Here is a 16,554-nt window from a genome sequence, read left to right as displayed (position 1 = left end):
GCCTCCCGCCGCGTTGCTTCAGCGGCCGGGTGAGCGCAGACTAGATCATCCCGCCGACACCGCGCTCCCCGGTATCCGTCCACGGCTCCTCACCGCGTCCGCAGCCGCCCCGCCGCCCGCACCAGCGCGTCCACGCCCCGTTCGGCCTTCTTCCGTGGGCAGCCGACGTTCAGGCGGACGAAGCCCGGCGTGCCGTACACCCCGCCCGGCATGATCGCGACCTTCTCCGTCTCCACCAGCTCGCGCTGGAGCGCGCTCTCGTCGATTCCGAGCGGCCGCAGATCGATCCAGGCCAGATACCCGGCCTGCGGCGGCGTCCAGCTCACCCCCGGCAGCCCCGGCAGCCCCGCCGCCAGCCGCTCCGCGACCAGCCGCATCGTGCCCGCCACATACGCCCGCAGCTCGTCCAGCCACGGCCCGCCCTGCCGGTACGCGGCGATGTGGGCGGTCAAGGAGAGCACCGCCGGGGAGGCGAGCCCCTCGCCCGTCTCCATCCGGCGGACGAACGCCGCCCGCTCGTCGGGGTCGCCGATGATCCCGTACGAGCCGGTCAGCGCCGGGAAGTTGAACGCCTTCGTGCCCGAGGTGATCAGCGCCCACCGCCGGCCGCGCCCCGCCTCCGCGATCCGGCTCCACGGCACGTGCCGGTGGCCGTCCGCCACCAGGTCCGCGTGGATCTCGTCGCTGACGACGGCGGCCCCGTGGCGCTCGGCGAGCCGCGCGAACTCCGCGAGCTCCTCCTCCCGCCACACCCGGCCGGTCGGGTTGTGCGGCGAGCAGAGCAGCAGCATCCGGCTGTCCGGCCGTGCCAGCTCCGCCTCCAGCGCCTCGGTGTCCCCGACCGGTACGCCGCGCAGTTCGCGCCCGAGACCGGTGACGGCCTTGCGGAACCCGTCGTACGTCGGGGTGTGCACGACGACCCCGTCGCCGGGCCCGGTCCACATCTGGAGCAGCTGCGAGAGCTGGCTCAGTACGGACGGGGCGTAGACGAGCGTCGAGACGTCGAGCGCGGTGTCGTGGCGGATCGCGTACCAGTCCCGTACCGCCTCCCGGAACTCACCGAGCCGCCAGTCCGTGTAGCCGAAGACCCCGTGCTCCACCCGCTCGCGCAACGCCCGGAGCACCTCTGGCGGGGAGGCGAAGTCCATGTCGGAGATGGTGAAGGGGAGCAGTTCGCCGGCCCCGAAGCGGTCCGCCATGCCGTCCCACTGGACCGACCACGTGCCCTGCCGGTCTATCTCACGGTCGAAGTCGTACGTCGTCGTCACCCAGACCTCCCGGATACGCGAGGGGCCCGGCACCACTTGGTGCCGGGCCCTTCGGTCACAACGTGTCCTACTTCAGCTTCGTGCCGGTCGAGCGCAGCGCGGCGCACGCCTCGGTCACGCGGACGGCCATGCCGGCCTCGGCGAGCTTGCCCCAGGTGCGCGGGTCGTAGGTGGACTTCTTGCCGACCTCGCCGTCGACCTTCAGGACGCCGTCGTAGTTCTTGAACATGTGGTCGGCGACCGGACGCGTGAAGGCGTACTGGGTGTCGGTGTCCAGGTTCATCTTCACGACGCCGTTCTCCAGCGCGGTGGCGATCTCCTCGGCGGTGGAGCCGGATCCGCCGTGGAAGACGAAGTCGAACGGGCTGGCCTTGCCGAAGCGCTCGGCGACGCCCGCCTGGAGGTCCTTGAGGAGCTCGGGGCGGAGGACGACGTTGCCCGGCTTGTAGACGCCGTGCACGTTGCCGAAGGAGGCAGCGAGCAGGTAGCGGCCCTTCTCGCCCAGGCCGAGGGCCTCGGCGGTGCGGATCGCGTCGTCGACGGTGGTGTACAGCTCGTCGTTGATCTCGTGGCTGACGCCGTCCTCCTCGCCACCGGTCGGGGTGATCTCGACCTCGAGGATGATCTTGGCGGCGGCGGCCTTGGCGAGCAGCTCCTGGCCGATGGCCAGGTTGTCGGCGAGAGTCTCGGCGGAGCCGTCCCACATGTGCGACTGGAAGAGCGGGTTCTGACCGGCCTTGACGCGCTCGGCGGAGATGTCGAGCAGCGGACGGACATAGCCGTCCAGCTTGTCCTTCGGGCAGTGGTCGGTGTGCAGCGCGACCGTGATGTCGTACTTCGCGGCGACGATGTGCGCGAACTCGGCCAGGGCGACGGCGCCCGTGACCATGTCCTTGTTGTGCTGGCCGCCCAGGAACTCGGCGCCACCGGTCGAGATCTGGATGATGCCGTCGCTCTCGGCCTCCGCGAAGCCGCGCAGCGCGGCGTGCAGGGTCTGGGAGGAGGTCACGTTGATGGCCGGGTAGGCGAACTTGCCTGCCTTCGCCCGGTCGAGCATCTCGTTGTAGACCTCGGGGGTTGCGATGGGCATTCGTCCGCTCCTTGTGATGTGCGGGTGGGTGCGTTACTAGACCCTGACCTGGGGCGACGTCATCGTCGGGGCCCATCTTTCCAGACTCTTCCGCGGACACCATGGCTAAGGGGCGGAGCGTTTCACGTGAAACACTCCGCCCCTGGTCAAAGCCGCAGGTCAGGATGCCGTCGGGGGCCGCCCCGGACCTAAGTCACGACTTCGCGTCGGTCAGGCGAGACCCAGCTCGTCCAGCGCGTAGGCGTACAGATACGGCACGCCCGCCGTGGTGCTGATCTTCTCGCCCGCGCCCGTCGCCCGGTCCACGATCGTGGCGACCGCGACGACCTCGGCACCGGCCGCGCGCGCCGCCTCGACCGCGGTGAGCGGGGAGCCGCCGGTGGTGGAGGTGTCCTCGACGATCAGGACGCGGCGGCCCTTGATGTCCGGGCCCTCGACCTGGCGCTGCATCCCGTGGGCCTTCGCGGCCTTGCGGACGACGAAGGCGTCCAGGCGCTTGCCGTGGGCGGCGGAGGCGTGCAGCATCGCGGTCGCGACCGGGTCGGCGCCCAGCGTCAGACCGCCCACGGCGTCGAACTCCAGGTCGGCGGTCAGGTCGAGCATGACCTGGCCGACGAGCGGCGAGGCCGCGCCGTCCAGCGTGATCCGGCGCAGATCGACGTAGTAGTCGGCCTCCAGACCCGAGGAGAGGGTCACCTTGCCGTGCACCACGGCCTTGTCCTTGATCTGCTGGAGCAGGTCAGCGCGTACGTCAGTCATGCTCATGAGCTTAAAGCCGCCGCCAGGCGAAGGTCGCCGCGATCTCCAGCGGCTCGATCGGGGTCACGTAGTGCGGGAGGGTGTTCAGGCCGTTCGGGGGGCCGGACTGCGGCTCCACGCAGACCGCCTCCTCCTGCTTGTCGTAGATCACGACCCACTCGGCGCGGCTGGTCACCTTCAGCTCCAGCTGCTCCGGCCAGGTGAGGGTGACGTCGACGCCGTCGGGCATGCCGAAGCAGTCGTCCCAGGGGCCGGGGGTGGGGCCGATCCGCCGCCCGGTGGGGAGGTGGTCCGCGCCGCGCTCCTCCTGCCAGTCGGGCGTGAAGTCGATGCGTACGGGAGCGCCGTCGTCGAGGCTCCGGTTGAACCAGGGGTGCCAGCCGGCCTGCGCCGGGAAGGAGTCGGCGAGGGTCTCGACACCGAGCTGGAGCGTGAGCCCGTCCTCGGTGAGCTCGAAGGTCTGGGTGACCCGGCCGGCGTACGGCCAGGGGTCCCCCAGCTCGTACGTGAACGCCGCCGTGCGTCCGCTCGTGTCCGCCGTCCGGGCGGGCGTCCACGCGGTGTCGCGGCCGGTGCCGTGGATGGCGTGCGGCGGCGAGTTGAGGGGCAGCTGGTGCTTCACGTCGCCGTTGCGGAACTGGCCCAGCTCGATCCGCCCGCACCAGGGCACCATCGGGAAGCAGCCGTACCGCTCGCCCTGGCGCAGCAGCTCCGTGCCGCCGATGCGCAGGCTCTCGATACGGCAGCCGTTGTCGGGGTTGATGGTCAACTCGGCGTCGCCCGCCGTCAGTCGCGTCTGCTTGCTCACGCCCCGACAGTAGACGGGGATCAGCGCCGGCGGCGCAGCGCCCGGCCGACGACCACGGCGGACGCGATCGCGAGGGCGGCGGCGGGGGCGATCCAGCGCAGGGTGGCGCCCGCGCTGGTGGACTCGGCGGCCGGGACGGGGGCGTACCGGCCGCGCGGCGGGGCGTGGTCGACCTCCTCGGCGCTCCGTCCGATCATCGTCCGTCGCGCGTGGGCGGCCTCTGCGGCCGGGGGCTCGGCGGGGTACTCGACGGGCGCGTCCTCGAAGTCGGAGCCCTGGAAGGGGTCGAGGGAGGGCGGGGGGACGGGCGTCTCGAAGACGGACGGGCGGTGAGGCTCCTCGACGCCGTCATCGACCCCGTCACTGTCGCTGTCGGCCTCGTCGTCGTCTGTGTTGTCCTCGACCCCGTCCACGGACCTGTTCACGGCCCGGTCCACGTCCCCGGCGTCGGCGTCCGTCCCGGCCTCGGCCCCGGCACCGTCCACGGACCCGGCCCCTGCCTCAGCCGCCATTCCCTCCACGGGCCCGCTCTCCGGCGCCTCCGGCGCTTCAGCCAGCGCCGCGCGGTCGTTCTCCGCGGCGGTGGCCAGGACGGACACGAACTTCTCGATCAGCCGCTGGGCCGCCGACTCACGGGCCTCCTCGGGGAGGTCCGCGAGCCTGCCCTCCGGCTTCACGTTGCCGGTGAACGTGAGCGTCGTGCCGTCGGCCAACGGGGTGAGCGCGATCGCCAGGGAGAGCTGCACCGAGCCCTTGCCGCGGACCTCGCTGCCCTTGCCCTCGACGGCGACGACACCATCGCGCTCGGCCAGCCGCAGCGCGCCCTGGTAGGTGATCGTGTGGCCGCCGGCCCGGATCCTCAGCCGGCCCGAGAGCGGACCCGCCTCCGCGTCGGCGTCCTGCTGGAGGCCGGGGACGCAGCGCGCCACCCGTGCGGGGTCCGTCAGGGCCTCGCGGAGGGCCTCGGCCGGTACCGGAACGAACACCTCATGCTCCATGGAAGCCGAGCCTACTCAGCCGGGGCGTCGTCGTCGCCTGTTTCCCAGGGCGATCGGCCGGCGGGCCCGTACGCGCTCAGCCGCCGTAGCGCGGGTGGACCAGCGTCGAGGGCGGCGGTACGGCGCCCCGCTCGTCCCGGGTCCGCTCCACGGCCCGCGCCCCCGAGACGAGGGCGCCGGCCGTCAGGGACCGCAGCCGGGGCGCGTCGGCCGCGAGGCCCAGCTCGGGCGGGTAGGTGCCCGGGGCCGCGAGGAGGTATCCCCAGTCGCCCGTGCCCGTCCCCGCACCCGTACCGCCCGAGCGGTCGGCCCGGTCCGGGCCCGCGGCGAGATGCGCACCGCGGCCGTGCGCGCTGTAGGGCCGGGTCGCGAAGCCGGCCGCGCGGAGGGTGGAGTCGACCGTCCAGAACGTGTGGGGGCGGGCGGAGGCGGAGCCGGCGTGGACGACGAGCCGTCCGTCGTCGGCGAGGACCCGGGCGGCGAGGCCGTAGAACTCCTCGGAGTACAGCTTGGCGCCGGCCGAGATCCCCGGATCGGGCAGGTCCGAGATCACCACGTCGTACCGCTCGCGCGGCCCCTCGCCCGCCCCCGTCGCCCCCGTCGCCCCCGCCGCCGCCTCCCCGCGCAGCCAGCGGAACGCGTCCGCGTAGGCGACCCGGACGCGCGGGTCCTGGAAGGCATGGCCGTTGAGCGCGGCGAGTTCGGGGTGGTCCCGGGCGAGCCGTACGACTCCGGGGTCGAGCTCGACGACCGTCACCGACCGGACTCCGGGATAGCGCAGCACCTCCCGCGCGGCGAGCCCGTCGCCGCCGCCGACGATCAGCACGCGCGCGTGCGGCCCGTTCATCGCGGGGTGCACCAGCGATTCGTGGTACCGGGACGCGTCCTCGCCGCCGGCCCGCAGCCGGCCGTCCACGAAGAGGTCGGGCGGGCTGCCGCTCTCCCCCGTCACCACCACTTCCTGGAGGTCGGTCCGGACGGCGACCCGCACACTGTCGCCGTACACCGCGCGGCGCGCGGCCCGTTCGAAGTCGTCGACGAGGACGGTGGCGGTGGCGAGGACGGCGAGGACCGCCAGGTTCGTGCCGATCAGCAGCGCCCGCGAGCGGCCGGTCAGGTCGCGCCGGAACAGCCACAGCACGAGCCCGCCGCCCGCTACGGCGTTCACCGCGCCGGTGACGAGCGCGCCGGTCAGCTGGCCGAGCCAGGGCAGCAGCAGGAACGGGAAGGCGAGGCCGCCGACCAGCGCGCCCACGTAGTCGGCGGCGAAGAGGTCGGCGACGGTACCGGCCGGATCCGCGGCGCTCTCCTTCTCCCGCACGCCGGAATCCCGCCCGCCGGAATCCCGCGCGCCGGAATCCCGTACGCCGGACTCCCACGCGCCGGACTCCCGTACGCCAGGAGGACGCGCCGACTCCGCCCGCTGGATCAGCGACATGAGGAGCGGGATCTCCGCCCCGATGAGCACCCCGATGGCGAGGGAGAACGCCACCAGGACGTACCGCGCCTCGCCCAGCCAGGCGAAGGCCGCGTACAGCACGAGGGCGGAGCAGCCGCCGATCAGCGCGAGCCCGCCCTCGACCAGGCCGAAGCCGACGGCGGCGCGACAGCGCAGCCGCTTGGCGAGCAGCGACCCGACGCCCATCGCGAAGACCATGACGGACAGCACGACGGAGGCCTGGGTGACCGAGTCGCCGATCAAGTACGAGGCGAGGGCGACCAGTTCCAGCTCGTAGACGAGACCGCACGCGGCGCAGACGAAGACGACGACCAGGACCGGATACCGCACCGCGCTCGGCCGCACAGGCAGCCGCGTCACTCTCTTGGGTGGCATGGTCAGGGTCGGATCGATCATGTTCGTAACGCTACGTCACACATCTGTCGCCGCTTGTCACCCACACGAGTGCACCTGAGGCTAAGGGGCGGCGCATTACAGCGTCGCGGGCATACGAGCGCCGATCTGCGTCCTGGTGACCACCAACTGCCCTTCCTGCGGGTACGCGTGCCAGGTACGCCACCGCACCTGACCCTCGTGGCGCTGCGCCAGCATCGCCGTGAAGGCGTGCGGGGAGCCGGGGAACGTCCCCGCGAGGCCGTTGGGATGGTCGGCGACGAGGGCGAGCAACTCCTGGGCGCGGCCCGCGAACGAGCCGTGCGAGAGCTTCTCGACGCGGGCGGCGAATTCGTACTCCCATCCGCCGATGCGCTTGGAGACGCCCAGCGGCAGGGGCGTACTGCTGCCGGGCATACAGGCGACGGTCTCCGAGCAGCTGCGCTCCTCTTCCTCCAGAAGCACCTGATGGGAGGCGCCGAGGAGTCGCAACTGAAGCTTGGCGCCAGTCAGTTCGAGGTCGAGCACAGCGAGGGCGGGCAGCGGCTCGCGCCCGAGCGCCCAGGCCAGATCGGCCGCACGCGTGTCGGTGTAGGAGGTCTTCAGGGTCGTGAGCATGGGTCGGCTCCGCAAACACGGTTTGACGGGTGGGCCGGGGGCGCCCCGGAGAAAGGGTTCAACGGGAGTGGGGGATCGCCGGCTCGGGTCCACACACGGTCCGAGGGCTGTCTCTTATCAACAGCGAGGGAACCACGGACTTCGAGCGACTCGCAGCGTTTTTACCCAACTTGCCGTGGTTTCCATCCCCTTCGGGGACCCCACAGTTCAATTGTTCAAACAAACTCGCGGCATGGGCTCCAACACGAAGGTGCCCGGCGGATGTTGGACTTCCGGGCACCTGTGTGTTCGCGTGGACGACTGCCCCGTGTCAGTCGCCCCCGCCACCACCACCGCCGCAGCCGCCACCGCCGCCGCAGGACGAGCCGCCGTCCGAGCCGCAACCGCCCCCGCCGCCGTCCGCCCAGCCGCCCCGACGCCGGCGCCGGCCGCCGCGCCGCGAGCCGCCGACGGCGGACGCCAGGCCCATGACCACCATCAGCACGATGAACGCGATGACTACTTCCATCTGTGACACCCCCGTAGGTCTGTGCGAGGGGGATGCCCCGCACGACTCACATCCAAATCCGACTTGAGGAACTCCAGAGCTTCGAGCCCGACCGGCCGCCGGTCAGCTGCACGAGGACGAGCTGGAGCAGGACGAGCAGGACGAGCTCGAACACGACGAGCTCGAACACGACGACGTCGACGTCGAGCACGACGAATACGAATACGAAGACGAAGACGAAGACGACGAGGACGAGGACGACGAGCCCCTGCCCGGACCGGCCCACCAGCTGTCGGCACCGGCCTTCGGGGTGCTCCTCAGCCCGCGGGCCACCACCCACACCACGATCCCGATGACGGCCGCGATGCCGGCCGTGAAGAGAAGGATTCCCATGACCGGGGGATCCCCCGGCCGTGGCCATGCCAAAGCGCACTTGAGGAAGCCCAGAGCTTCGGCCCAGGATGACGGACATGACACGACCGCTGCTCAATCGCCGGCTCGCCGAGTTCGGAACGACGATCTTCGCCGAGATGTCCGCACTGGCCGCCCGGACGGGGGCGATCAACCTGGGGCAGGGCTTCCCCGACACCGACGGCCCCGAGGAGATCCGGGAGGCCGCGGTCCGGGCGCTGCGCGACGGGCGCGGCAACCAGTACCCGCCCGGCCCCGGCGTCCCCGAGCTGCGCACGGCCGTCGCCGAGCACCAGCTGAAGCGGTACGGCCTCAGCTACGACCCCGACACCGAGGTCCTGGTCACGGCGGGCGCGACCGAGGCGATCGCCGCCGCGCTGCTCGCGCTCGTCGAGCCGGGCGACGAGGTGATCGCCCTGGAGCCGTACTACGACTCGTACGCCGCCTGCATCGCGATGGCGGGCGGCACCCGCGTCCCCGTCACCCTCCGCCCGTACGAAAATCGGTACGTGCTGGACCTGGACGAGCTGCGGGCCGCCGTCACCGACCGGACCCGGCTGATCCTGCTCAACACCCCGCACAACCCCACCGGCACGGTCCTCTCCCGCGCGGAACTGACCGCGATCGCCGAGCTCGCCGTCGACCGCGACCTGCTCGTCGTCACCGACGAGGTGTACGAACACCTGGTCTTCGACGACGCCGAGCACGTGCCGATCGCGAGCCTCCCGGGGATGCGGGAGCGCACGGTCACCATCGGCTCGGCCGGCAAGACCTACTCCTTCACCGGCTGGAAGGTCGGCTGGATCACCGCGACCCCCGAGCTCACCACCGCCGTCCGGTCCGCCAAGCAGTTCCTCACCTACGTGGCCTCCGGCCCGTTCCAGTACGCCGTCGCCGAGGCTCTGCGCCTGCCCGACGCGTACGTCGACTCCCTGCGCGCCGACCTGCTGGCCAAGCGCGACCTGCTGTGCGACGGCCTCGCCCAGGCGGGCTTCGACGTCTACCGCCCGTCCGGCACGTACTTCGTCACCACCGACATCCGCCCTCTCGGCGCATCCGACGGCTTCGCCTTCTGCCGCGCCCTCCCCGAACGCGCGGGCGTGGTCGCGATCCCCAACGCCGTCTTCTACGACCACCGCGCGGCGGGCGAGCCCTTCGTCCGCTTCGCGTTCTGCAAGCGCACCGATGTCCTTGAGGAGGCCGTCTCCCGGCTGAAGGGCCTCGCGGGCTGACCCACGCCCACTGACGAAAGCCCGGCCGAGGGCCGCGATCGTGGTGATCGCGGCGCCGGCCGGGCTGTCGTTCGGCTTCGGGGTGAGGCTCAGGCCTCGTCGCCGTCGGAGGAGGACTTGTCCTCAGGGGCCTCCAGGCCGAACTGCTCCACGAGCCACTTGTCGAACTCGATCGAGGCGCGGACCCAGCTGACGGTGGAGGAGACGAAGTGCTCCAGCGCGACGCCGGTGCCGATCAGCATCTGCGCCTCGCCGATGAGGCGGAGGGTGGCGGAGCCGTCCTCCTCCTCGTGCAGGTGCGTGTAGACCTTGGGCCACAGGGTGCGGCGGTTCCAGTCGTCGATCGCGTCGAGAACCTTGGCGCGGTCGTCGGCGGAGTGCGGGCGGTCGTAGAACGTCCGCACGGAGAAGACACGCTGGTCCTCCTCGCCGCGGAACATGAAGTACGTCCGGAATTCCTCCCACGGCGCCGCGAGGTCACCCTCGTCGTCGACGACGTACTTCAGCTCCATCTGGTCGAGGAGCTGCTTGACCAGGTCCTGGTCGGGGACGACGGGGCCCGCCGGTCCTGCGGCCTGAGGCTGGGGCTGGCCCCCGAAATTCGGAATCGAGGACGGGTCGATGCTCACCGTGAATATCCCTTCGTACGGTTGCCGCCATCCTCTCCCATCCCGGGCGGTACGGCGCAAGCCCCACCTCCCGCGATCCGCTGCGGGCTGACAAGATCTGGTGCCTATGGGGGACAAAGTGAAGCCGGTACGGCCGCGCGCGTCGACCTGGATCTGGGTGACGGTGCTCGTGTCGTTCTTCTGCGGGGGGCCGCTTGCCCTACTGGTCTGGGGCGCGATGGCCTGGGACTCGATCGGCGAGGCGGAGCCGGTCGACTGCGCGGAGGCGATGGAGTTCGCGCGCGGGTCGCTGCCGGCGAGCGCCCAGGACCCTGTGTGCACGGAGGCCCACTGGCAGGACACGATCGTCACGGTGGAGTTCCGGATGCCGCGCGCCGCGTACGAGCCGTGGCTCGCGGCCGTCTATCCGGACCGGAAGCCGGCCATGTCCTGCGATCACGGGCTCAGCTCCTGCTCGGAGGTGTCGTACGACGAGACCCTGTTCGTGGACCTGGGCGTGACGTACGAGGGCGGCGACACCGCCCTCGTACGCCTCAAGGCCTTCGACCTCTGACGCCGGTCTACTGCGCCGGCCCCACGATCAGCCCGTCCTCGAAGCGGTCCACGCGGACCGTGTCGCCGTCGCGGACCTCGCCCGCGAGGATCTCCTTCGCGAGCCGGTCGCCGATCGCGGTCTGGATCAGGCGGCGCAGCGGGCGGGCGCCGTAGGCCGGGTCCATGCCCTCGTCGGCGAGCCAGGCCAGCGCGGCCGGGGTGACTTCCAGGGTGAGCTGCCGCTCGGCGAGCCGCTGCGCGAGGCGGTCGATCTGGAGCTGGGCGATCCGGCCGAGCTCCTGGCCGGAGAGGGCCGAGAAGACCACCAGGTCGTCGAGCCGGTTGAGGAACTCCGGCTTGAAGGAGGCCCTCACCACCTCCAGGACCTGCTCCTGCTTCGTCTCCGCGGAGGTGAGGGGATCCATCAGGTACTGGCTGCCCAGGTTGGACGTCAGGATCAGGATGGTGTTGCGGAAGTCCACCGTCCGGCCCTGCCCGTCGGTCAGCCGGCCGTCGTCCAGGACCTGGAGCAGGATGTCGAAGACCTCCGGGTGGGCCTTCTCCACCTCGTCGAGCAGGATGACGCTGTACGGCCGGCGGCGCACCGCCTCCGTGAGCTGGCCGCCCTCCTCGTAGCCGACGTAGCCGGGGGGCGCGCCGACGAGGCGGGCGACGGAGTGCTTCTCGCCGTACTCCGACATGTCGATGCGGACCATGGCCCGCTCGTCGTCGAAGAGGAAGTCCGCGAGCGCCTTCGCCAGCTCGGTCTTGCCGACACCGGTCGGGCCGAGGAACAGGAAGGAGCCGGTGGGACGGTCGGGGTCGGCGATCCCGGCGCGCGTACGGCGCACGGCGTCGGAGACGGCCCGGACGGCCTCGGTCTGGCCGATCAGCCGCTTGCCGATCTCGTCCTCCATGCGCAGCAGCTTCTGCGTCTCGCCCTCCAGGAGGCGGCCGGCGGGGATGCCGGTCCAGGAGCCGACCACGTCCGCGATGTCGTCGGGGCCGACCTCCTCCTTGACCATCGTGTCCTTGGAGACCTCCTGCTCGGCCTCGGAGGCCTCCTCCAGCTCCCGTTCGAGCGTCGGGATCTCGCCGTACAGCAGCTTGGAGGCGGTGTCGAAGTCGCCGTCGCGCTGCGCCCGCTCGGCCTGGCCGCGCAGGGCGTCGAGCTGTTCCTTGAGCTCACCGACGCGGTTGAGGGACTGCTTCTCCTTCTCCCAGCGGGCGGTCAGGCCGCGCAGCTCCTCCTCGCGGTCGGCGAGGTCGCGGCGGAGCTTCTCCAGGCGCTGCCGGCTCGCCTCGTCGGTCTCGTTCTTGAGCGCCAGCTCCTCCATGCGCAGCCGGTCCACGGAGCGCTGGAGCTCGTCGATCTCGACGGGCGAGGAGTCGATCTCCATACGGAGCCGGGAGGCGGCCTCGTCGACGAGGTCGATGGCCTTGTCGGGCAGGAAGCGGGAGGTGATGTACCGGTCGGAGAGGGTCGCGGCGGCCACGAGGGCGGAGTCGGCGATCTGGACCTTGTGGTGGGCCTCGTACCGGCCCTTGAGTCCGCGCAGGATCGCGATGGTGTCCTCGACGCTCGGCTCGGCGACCATGACCTGCTGGAAGCGACGCTCCAGGGCGGGGTCCTTCTCGATCCGCTCGCGGTACTCGTCGAGCGTCGTCGCGCCGACCATGCGCAGCTCGCCACGCGCCAGCATCGGCTTGAGCATGTTGCCGGCGTCCATGGCGGAGTCGCCGCCTGCGCCCGCGCCGACGACGGTATGCAGCTCGTCGATGAAGGTGATGATCTGGCCGTCGCTGGCCTTGATCTCGGAGAGGACGGTCTTCAGGCGCTCCTCGAACTCGCCGCGGTACTTGGCGCCCGCGACCATCGCGCCGAGGTCGAGGGCGACCAGGCGCTTGTTGCGGAGGGACTCGGGGACGTCGCCCTTCACGATCCGCTGGGCGAGGCCCTCGACGACGGCGGTCTTGCCGACGCCGGGCTCGCCGATGAGGACCGGGTTGTTCTTGGTGCGGCGGGAGAGGACCTGGACGACGCGCCGGATCTCCTGGTCGCGCCCGATGACCGGGTCCAGCTTTCCTTCCCGCGCGGCGGCCGTGAAGTCCGTGCCGAACTTCTCCAGTGCCTTGTACTGACCCTCCGGGTCGGGTGTGGTCACCCGGCGCCCTCCCCTGCTCTTCTCGAACGCGTCGAGCAGCCTCTTCGCGCTCGCCCCCTGCTGGGCCAGCACCTCGCCGGCCTGTCCGCCCTTCGCCGCGATCCCGATGAGCAGGTGCTCGGTCGAGAGGTACTCGTCCCCGAGCTCCTTGGCCTGCTTGTCGGCCTCGGCGATCACGGCGAGCAGCTCACGGTTCGGCTGCGGCGGCGCGACCGTGGATCCGGTCACGCTGGGCAGGGCGGCGAGAAGACGCTCCGCCCCGGACCGTACAGCGGCCTGGTCGGCCTCGACGGCCGCAAGCAGGTCGATGATGTTCTCGTTGTCCTGACCCTCCAGCAGCGCGAGCACGAGATGGGCGGGGGTCAGGTCGGCGTGCCCGCCGGACACGGCGCGGCTGGTGGCCGCGTTGATCGCGTCCCGGCTCCTGTTGGTCAGTTCGGCGTCCACGTGCGCTGTCTCCTCCTCGGCATCCGGCTGTGCTGCACTCCTACCCGGTTTATGACTCATATAGCGTACACAAAGTTGAGTCTATTCCGCTCAAGGTGTCGGCCGTACTCCTGCCACGGGTAGGTTCCGGGCATGGCGACTGACCCGAGGAACCCGGACGACTCGTATCTGAGCTTCTGGCGCGAGTACCACATGTGCACCCTGACGACCCCGCGCGCGGACGGCACGCCGCACGTGGTGGCGGTGGGCGTGACGTACGACCCCGAGAACGGACTGGCGAGGGTCATCACCAACAAGCACAGCCACAAGGTCGCCAACGTCCTGGCCGCGGGCCCGGAGGGCGCGCGCGTCGCGGTCTGCCAGGTGGACAAGGGGCGCTGGGCGACGCTGGAGGGCGTGGCCCGTATCCGTACGGAGGCGGATGTCGTCGCGGACGCCGTGGACCGCTACGCGGCACGGTACGGGCGGACCCCGGCGCCGAACCCGGACCGGGTGGTCATCGAGATCGCGCTGACGCGGGCCATGGGCCGGGCCTGACCGGTGGGCTTACGCGCACAGCACAGCGGCGCCATCGCGTTTCAGGTCCGCGATGGCGCCGCTGTGTGGGGGAAGCACCTGAGCGATCTACAACGACGGGGGAACCGCTCAGGCACTGCGGGGGGTGGCGGTGATGGTCTCGGACTCGACGAGCTGGTGGTCACGCTGGTCGAGATTGACGAAGATCATGCCGTACCGGATGGCACAGCGGACGGGCTGCGGAGCGCCACGGGGCTTCCGGAGACATCGGTAGGCGCGAATATCCTCATCGTCCCCGCGTCTGATGATGATCGGCTCACCGAAGAGGGTGACCATCAACGAATCGCCACCGTGCGGCACGGCTGTGACGAGGTCGATGAAATGCCACCCGGAGCGGTAGGCAGCGGCCATCTCACGCCGGAATCGAGGATCTTCGGGAACCGTCATGCCCGCACGGACTCCCAACCAGGGTCGGAGTCGGCTGCCGGCGCTGCGCCCCAGCCCGGGTCGCTGCCCTTGGCGACGACCTGCTGCGGAGCGAGGCCCCAGCCCGGATCCTCGGTAGCGGCCACCGCGCCGACCGCGGCAGCAGCTATGAACGCGACACCAACTACGGTGCGTATGAGCTTCTTGGCCATGACCGAGCAACCTCACTTGGTGTGTATCTCCTGCTCCCCCGCAGGCACGACGATGGCTCACTCCTCACGTTTCCACCACTGGCTCAATGCATCATGTTCCTGTATCGGAAAAGCCTGGGGGTGTACATATGCAAATAGAACCGGATAAAACTGGGCATCCTCATACGCACGCCGAGCTGTGCGAAGCGGGCACACGGGTCTATAAAGAGGCCCTGCGAACCGGACGGATCGCCCGGTCGGACATCGAGTCGACGCCCTGTCTGATGGACCTCGACCTCCTCCGCCCCGACCCCGACGACGTGCAGTGGCTCCGGCCGGTTCCCCCCTCGGCCGCCCTGGCCCGGCTCCTGCTCCCGATCGAGAAGGAGATCCAGGAGCGTAGACGGCTCAGCATCGAACTCTCCGACGCGTTCGAGCCATTCATGTCCGTGAGCGCCCAGGACCCCTCCACGACACACGCGATCACCGTCCTGGAAGGCCTCACCAGAATCAACACCTCCCTGGACCGCGTGGTGGCCGAGTGCTCCTCGGAACTGCTGACCGTGCAGCCCGGCAGCGGCCGCAGCGCCCACACCTTCGGCGAGGCCCTCCGCCGCGTCAGACCCCTGCTCGGCCGCGGCATTCGCATGCGCACGCTCTACCAGCACACCGCCCGGCACCAGCCGATCACCCTGGCCTACCTCGAACGCATAGGGCCCGAGGTCGAGGTCCGCACGCTCGAGGAGATCATCGACCGCCTCATCATCGTGGACCGCAAGGTCGCGTTCGTGCCCGCCAGCCGGGACCGGCTGGTCGCCCTGGAACTGCGCCACACCGGTCTGGTCGAGTATCTCGTCGGCGTCTTCGAGCAGTTCTGGCTCCAGGCGATCCCCCTGGACAACCCGGTCACCTACGAGCCCCCGCTGGACGGCATCAGCGGCATCCAGCGCTCCATCGCCAAACTCCTCGTCGAGGGCCACGTCGACGAGGCCATCGCCCGGCGGCTCGGCATGAACGTCCGGACCTGCCGGGCCCACATCGCCAAGCTCGCCTCCGCCCTCGGCAGCGGCAGCCGCGCGCAACTCGGCTACCTCATCGCCCAGTCCGGCATCCTGGAGCAGGAAAACTGACCGTGTACGTACAGATCGACCTGGACGGCCCCGCCGGGACCCTGCGGGTCTCCGGGTACGGAATGCCCACCGTGGAGCTCGTACGGGCCCCGGGGGCCCCGGTGAACCGGCATGTCCCCATCGGGACCCGCAAGGCCGCCCTCCTCACCCTCACCGTGGACGGACAGCCCGCCCGCATCCGGCCGGCCCGGGGGCGGCTGCTGCGATGGTCTTACCGAGTCGACGCCCGCGTCGACGGGACCCGCTACCGCCTGGTGCCGTGCTCCTGGAAGGAGAGCCGGCTCGTCCGCGACGGCCGGCGGATCGGCACCCTGGAGTCCTCCGGCGACGGCCGGGTCGAGACGGACTGGAAGCCCGCTGTCGAGCTCACGCCCCGCGACCGCGCCGTCGGCACCGCGCTGGCCGCCGCGTTCGGGACCGGGGCCTCGCCGTGGTGGGAGACGGTGGGCGACATCGTCGGCGAACTCATCCCGTAAAGCGGTGTACAGCCGACGAGGCCCCCTCCGCCTGCCGCGGAGGGGGCCTCGTTCGCGTACGAGAACAGCCGGTCGGCTACTCGGCGCCGGGCCGCTTCGGGCGCCACACCACCAGCGCGCTCGCCTGCTGCACGTCCTGGTACGGCACCAGATCGCGCCGGTACGAGGCGTGCACCTGGGCCTCGCGCTGGCGCATCGCCGACGCCGCGCCCTCGACCGCCGCCGACAGTTCGGCGACGCGCTGTTGCAGCGCCGCGACCTGGTTCTCCAGCTCGATGATGCGCTTGATGCCCGCCAGGTTGATGCCCTCGTCCTGCGACAACTGCTGGACGGTGCGCAGCAGTTCGATGTCGCGGGCCGAGTAGCGCCGGCCCCGGCCCGCCGTGCGGTCGGGCGAGACCAGGCCGAGTCGGTCGTACTGCCGGAGCGTCTGCGGGTGCAGGCCCGAGAGCTGGGCCGCCACCGAGATGACGTACACCGGCGTCTCGTCGGTCAGTTCGTACGGATTACGGCTGCGTCCCGGTCGAGGGTCCATCGG

19 protein-coding genes are annotated in these 16,554 nt (G+C 71.0%); 5 read left to right on the top strand and 14 right to left on the bottom strand.

The features are described 5' to 3' along the window. Window positions 1–89: 89 nt before the first annotated feature. The 9 genes from ACZ4VI_RS31165 to ACZ4VI_RS31125 all read right to left on the bottom strand — a co-directional run bounded on the left by ACZ4VI_RS31165 (window position 90) and on the right by ACZ4VI_RS31125 (window position 8,145). Complete coding sequence (locus ACZ4VI_RS31165; RefSeq protein ID WP_468004672.1) at window positions 90–1,268, bottom strand: MalY/PatB family protein; 1,179 nt, start codon at window positions 1,266–1,268, stop codon at window positions 90–92. 67 nt (window positions 1,269–1,335) lie between these two features. Continuing rightward, window positions 1,336–2,358, bottom strand: coding sequence for a class II fructose-bisphosphate aldolase (gene fbaA, locus ACZ4VI_RS31160; protein WP_468004670.1), 1,023 nt, complete (start codon window positions 2,356–2,358; stop codon window positions 1,336–1,338). A 210-nt stretch (window positions 2,359–2,568) separates the two neighbouring features. Continuing rightward, the gene (pyrE, locus tag ACZ4VI_RS31155; RefSeq protein WP_468004667.1) at window positions 2,569–3,117 is read right to left on the bottom strand and encodes an orotate phosphoribosyltransferase; all 549 of its coding nucleotides are present in this window, start codon (window positions 3,115–3,117) and stop codon (window positions 2,569–2,571) included. A 10-nt stretch (window positions 3,118–3,127) separates the two neighbouring features. Then, complete coding sequence (locus ACZ4VI_RS31150; RefSeq protein WP_468004665.1) at window positions 3,128–3,925, bottom strand: aldose epimerase family protein; 798 nt, start codon at window positions 3,923–3,925, stop codon at window positions 3,128–3,130. Window positions 3,926–3,945: 20 nt separating this feature from the next. Then, complete coding sequence (locus ACZ4VI_RS31145) at window positions 3,946–4,923, bottom strand: SRPBCC domain-containing protein (protein ID WP_468004663.1); 978 nt, start codon at window positions 4,921–4,923, stop codon at window positions 3,946–3,948. Between the two features lie 76 nt (window positions 4,924–4,999). Next, entirely contained in the window at window positions 5,000–6,778 is a 1,779-nt protein-coding gene (locus tag ACZ4VI_RS31140) for a spermidine synthase (RefSeq protein WP_468004661.1), read from the bottom strand. Between the two features lie 75 nt (window positions 6,779–6,853). Further along, on the bottom strand, window positions 6,854–7,372 hold the full coding sequence (locus ACZ4VI_RS31135) for a DUF2617 family protein (protein ID WP_468004659.1): 519 nt from the start codon (window positions 7,370–7,372) through the stop codon (window positions 6,854–6,856). Between the two features lie 310 nt (window positions 7,373–7,682). After that, a complete protein-coding gene (locus tag ACZ4VI_RS31130) occupies window positions 7,683–7,880 on the bottom strand; it encodes a hypothetical protein (protein WP_468004657.1) in 198 nt (65 codons plus the stop codon). A gap of 46 nt (window positions 7,881–7,926) precedes the next feature. Then, the gene (locus ACZ4VI_RS31125; RefSeq protein WP_468004655.1) at window positions 7,927–8,145 is read right to left on the bottom strand and encodes a hypothetical protein; all 219 of its coding nucleotides are present in this window, start codon (window positions 8,143–8,145) and stop codon (window positions 7,927–7,929) included. A 175-nt stretch (window positions 8,146–8,320) separates the two neighbouring features. Here ACZ4VI_RS31125 and ACZ4VI_RS31120 point away from each other — a divergent pair, with 175 nt between their 5' ends. Beyond that, the gene (locus ACZ4VI_RS31120; RefSeq protein ID WP_468004653.1) at window positions 8,321–9,502 is read left to right on the top strand and encodes a pyridoxal phosphate-dependent aminotransferase; all 1,182 of its coding nucleotides are present in this window, start codon (window positions 8,321–8,323) and stop codon (window positions 9,500–9,502) included. 89 nt (window positions 9,503–9,591) lie between these two features. On the opposite strand, the gene ACZ4VI_RS31115 is transcribed toward ACZ4VI_RS31120, so the two are convergent. Then, window positions 9,592–10,131 (bottom strand): type III secretion system chaperone family protein, encoded by a 540-nt coding sequence (locus tag ACZ4VI_RS31115; RefSeq protein WP_468004651.1) that lies wholly within the window; start codon window positions 10,129–10,131, stop codon window positions 9,592–9,594. A 106-nt stretch (window positions 10,132–10,237) separates the two neighbouring features. Between ACZ4VI_RS31115 and ACZ4VI_RS31110 the strand changes: the two genes are divergently transcribed. Then, window positions 10,238–10,684 (top strand): hypothetical protein, encoded by a 447-nt coding sequence (locus tag ACZ4VI_RS31110; RefSeq protein ID WP_468004649.1) that lies wholly within the window; start codon window positions 10,238–10,240, stop codon window positions 10,682–10,684. 7 nt (window positions 10,685–10,691) lie between these two features. Here the strand turns inward: ACZ4VI_RS31110 and clpB are convergent, their stop codons facing one another. Beyond that, window positions 10,692–13,277: an ATP-dependent chaperone ClpB gene (clpB, locus tag ACZ4VI_RS31105; protein ID WP_468004647.1), complete on the bottom strand. Its 2,586-nt coding sequence runs from the start codon at window positions 13,275–13,277 to the stop codon at window positions 10,692–10,694. A gap of 132 nt (window positions 13,278–13,409) precedes the next feature. On the opposite strand from clpB, the gene ACZ4VI_RS31100 reads away from it, so the two are divergent. Continuing rightward, on the top strand, window positions 13,410–13,814 hold the full coding sequence (locus tag ACZ4VI_RS31100; RefSeq protein ID WP_468004645.1) for a pyridoxamine 5'-phosphate oxidase family protein: 405 nt from the start codon (window positions 13,410–13,412) through the stop codon (window positions 13,812–13,814). A gap of 108 nt (window positions 13,815–13,922) precedes the next feature. On the opposite strand, the gene ACZ4VI_RS31095 is transcribed toward ACZ4VI_RS31100, so the two are convergent. Both ACZ4VI_RS31095 and ACZ4VI_RS31090 read right to left on the bottom strand, forming a co-directional pair. Continuing rightward, a complete protein-coding gene (locus ACZ4VI_RS31095) occupies window positions 13,923–14,240 on the bottom strand; it encodes a (2Fe-2S)-binding protein (RefSeq protein ID WP_468004643.1) in 318 nt (105 codons plus the stop codon). Continuing rightward, the gene (locus ACZ4VI_RS31090) at window positions 14,237–14,431 is read right to left on the bottom strand and encodes a hypothetical protein (RefSeq protein WP_468004641.1); all 195 of its coding nucleotides are present in this window, start codon (window positions 14,429–14,431) and stop codon (window positions 14,237–14,239) included. Before ACZ4VI_RS31090 ends, ACZ4VI_RS31095 begins: the two co-directional genes overlap by 4 nt. Window positions 14,432–14,559: 128 nt before the next feature. Between ACZ4VI_RS31090 and ACZ4VI_RS31085 the strand changes: the two genes are divergently transcribed. Both ACZ4VI_RS31085 and ACZ4VI_RS31080 read left to right on the top strand, forming a co-directional pair. After that, window positions 14,560–15,540, top strand: a complete 981-nt coding sequence (locus ACZ4VI_RS31085) for a helix-turn-helix transcriptional regulator (RefSeq protein WP_468004639.1) — start codon at window positions 14,560–14,562, stop codon at window positions 15,538–15,540. Window positions 15,541–15,542: 2 nt separating this feature from the next. Next, window positions 15,543–16,016, top strand: a complete 474-nt coding sequence (locus ACZ4VI_RS31080) for a hypothetical protein (protein ID WP_468004637.1) — start codon at window positions 15,543–15,545, stop codon at window positions 16,014–16,016. Window positions 16,017–16,092: 76 nt separating this feature from the next. Here ACZ4VI_RS31080 and ACZ4VI_RS31075 read toward each other — a convergent pair whose 3' ends face one another. Then, a complete protein-coding gene (locus ACZ4VI_RS31075) occupies window positions 16,093–16,551 on the bottom strand; it encodes a heat shock protein transcriptional repressor HspR (RefSeq protein WP_468004635.1) in 459 nt (152 codons plus the stop codon). Window positions 16,552–16,554 lie beyond the last annotated feature (3 nt).

This window comes from Streptomyces sp. NPDC029169 (assembly GCF_055563935.1).
The sequence above is the reverse complement of the archived record's forward strand: the minus strand, read 5'-3'. Positions and strand labels throughout refer to the sequence as shown.

Excerpts from the sequence above, each read along its gene's own strand:
- fbaA (WP_468004670.1), bottom strand. The coding sequence starts at position 2,358 with ATGCCCATCGCAACCCCCGAGGTCTACAACGAGATGCTCGACCGGGCG.
- pyrE (WP_468004667.1), bottom strand. The coding sequence starts at position 3,117 with ATGACTGACGTACGCGCTGACCTGCTCCAGCAGATCAAGGACAAGGCC.
- ACZ4VI_RS31145 (WP_468004663.1), bottom strand. The coding sequence starts at position 4,923 with ATGGAGCATGAGGTGTTCGTTCCGGTACCGGCCGAGGCCCTCCGCGAG.
- ACZ4VI_RS31140 (WP_468004661.1), bottom strand. The coding sequence starts at position 6,778 with ATGATCGATCCGACCCTGACCATGCCACCCAAGAGAGTGACGCGGCTG.
- ACZ4VI_RS31135 (WP_468004659.1), bottom strand. The coding sequence starts at position 7,372 with ATGCTCACGACCCTGAAGACCTCCTACACCGACACGCGTGCGGCCGAT.
- ACZ4VI_RS31130 (WP_468004657.1), bottom strand. The coding sequence starts at position 7,880 with ATGGAAGTAGTCATCGCGTTCATCGTGCTGATGGTGGTCATGGGCCTG.
- ACZ4VI_RS31120 (WP_468004653.1), top strand. The coding sequence starts at position 8,321 with ATGACGGACATGACACGACCGCTGCTCAATCGCCGGCTCGCCGAGTTC.
- ACZ4VI_RS31110 (WP_468004649.1), top strand. The coding sequence starts at position 10,238 with ATGGGGGACAAAGTGAAGCCGGTACGGCCGCGCGCGTCGACCTGGATC.
- ACZ4VI_RS31100 (WP_468004645.1), top strand. The coding sequence starts at position 13,410 with ATGGCGACTGACCCGAGGAACCCGGACGACTCGTATCTGAGCTTCTGG.
- ACZ4VI_RS31095 (WP_468004643.1), bottom strand. The coding sequence starts at position 14,240 with ATGACGGTTCCCGAAGATCCTCGATTCCGGCGTGAGATGGCCGCTGCC.
- ACZ4VI_RS31090 (WP_468004641.1), bottom strand. The coding sequence starts at position 14,431 with ATGGCCAAGAAGCTCATACGCACCGTAGTTGGTGTCGCGTTCATAGCT.
- ACZ4VI_RS31085 (WP_468004639.1), top strand. The coding sequence starts at position 14,560 with ATGCAAATAGAACCGGATAAAACTGGGCATCCTCATACGCACGCCGAG.
- ACZ4VI_RS31075 (WP_468004635.1), bottom strand. The coding sequence starts at position 16,551 with ATGGACCCTCGACCGGGACGCAGCCGTAATCCGTACGAACTGACCGAC.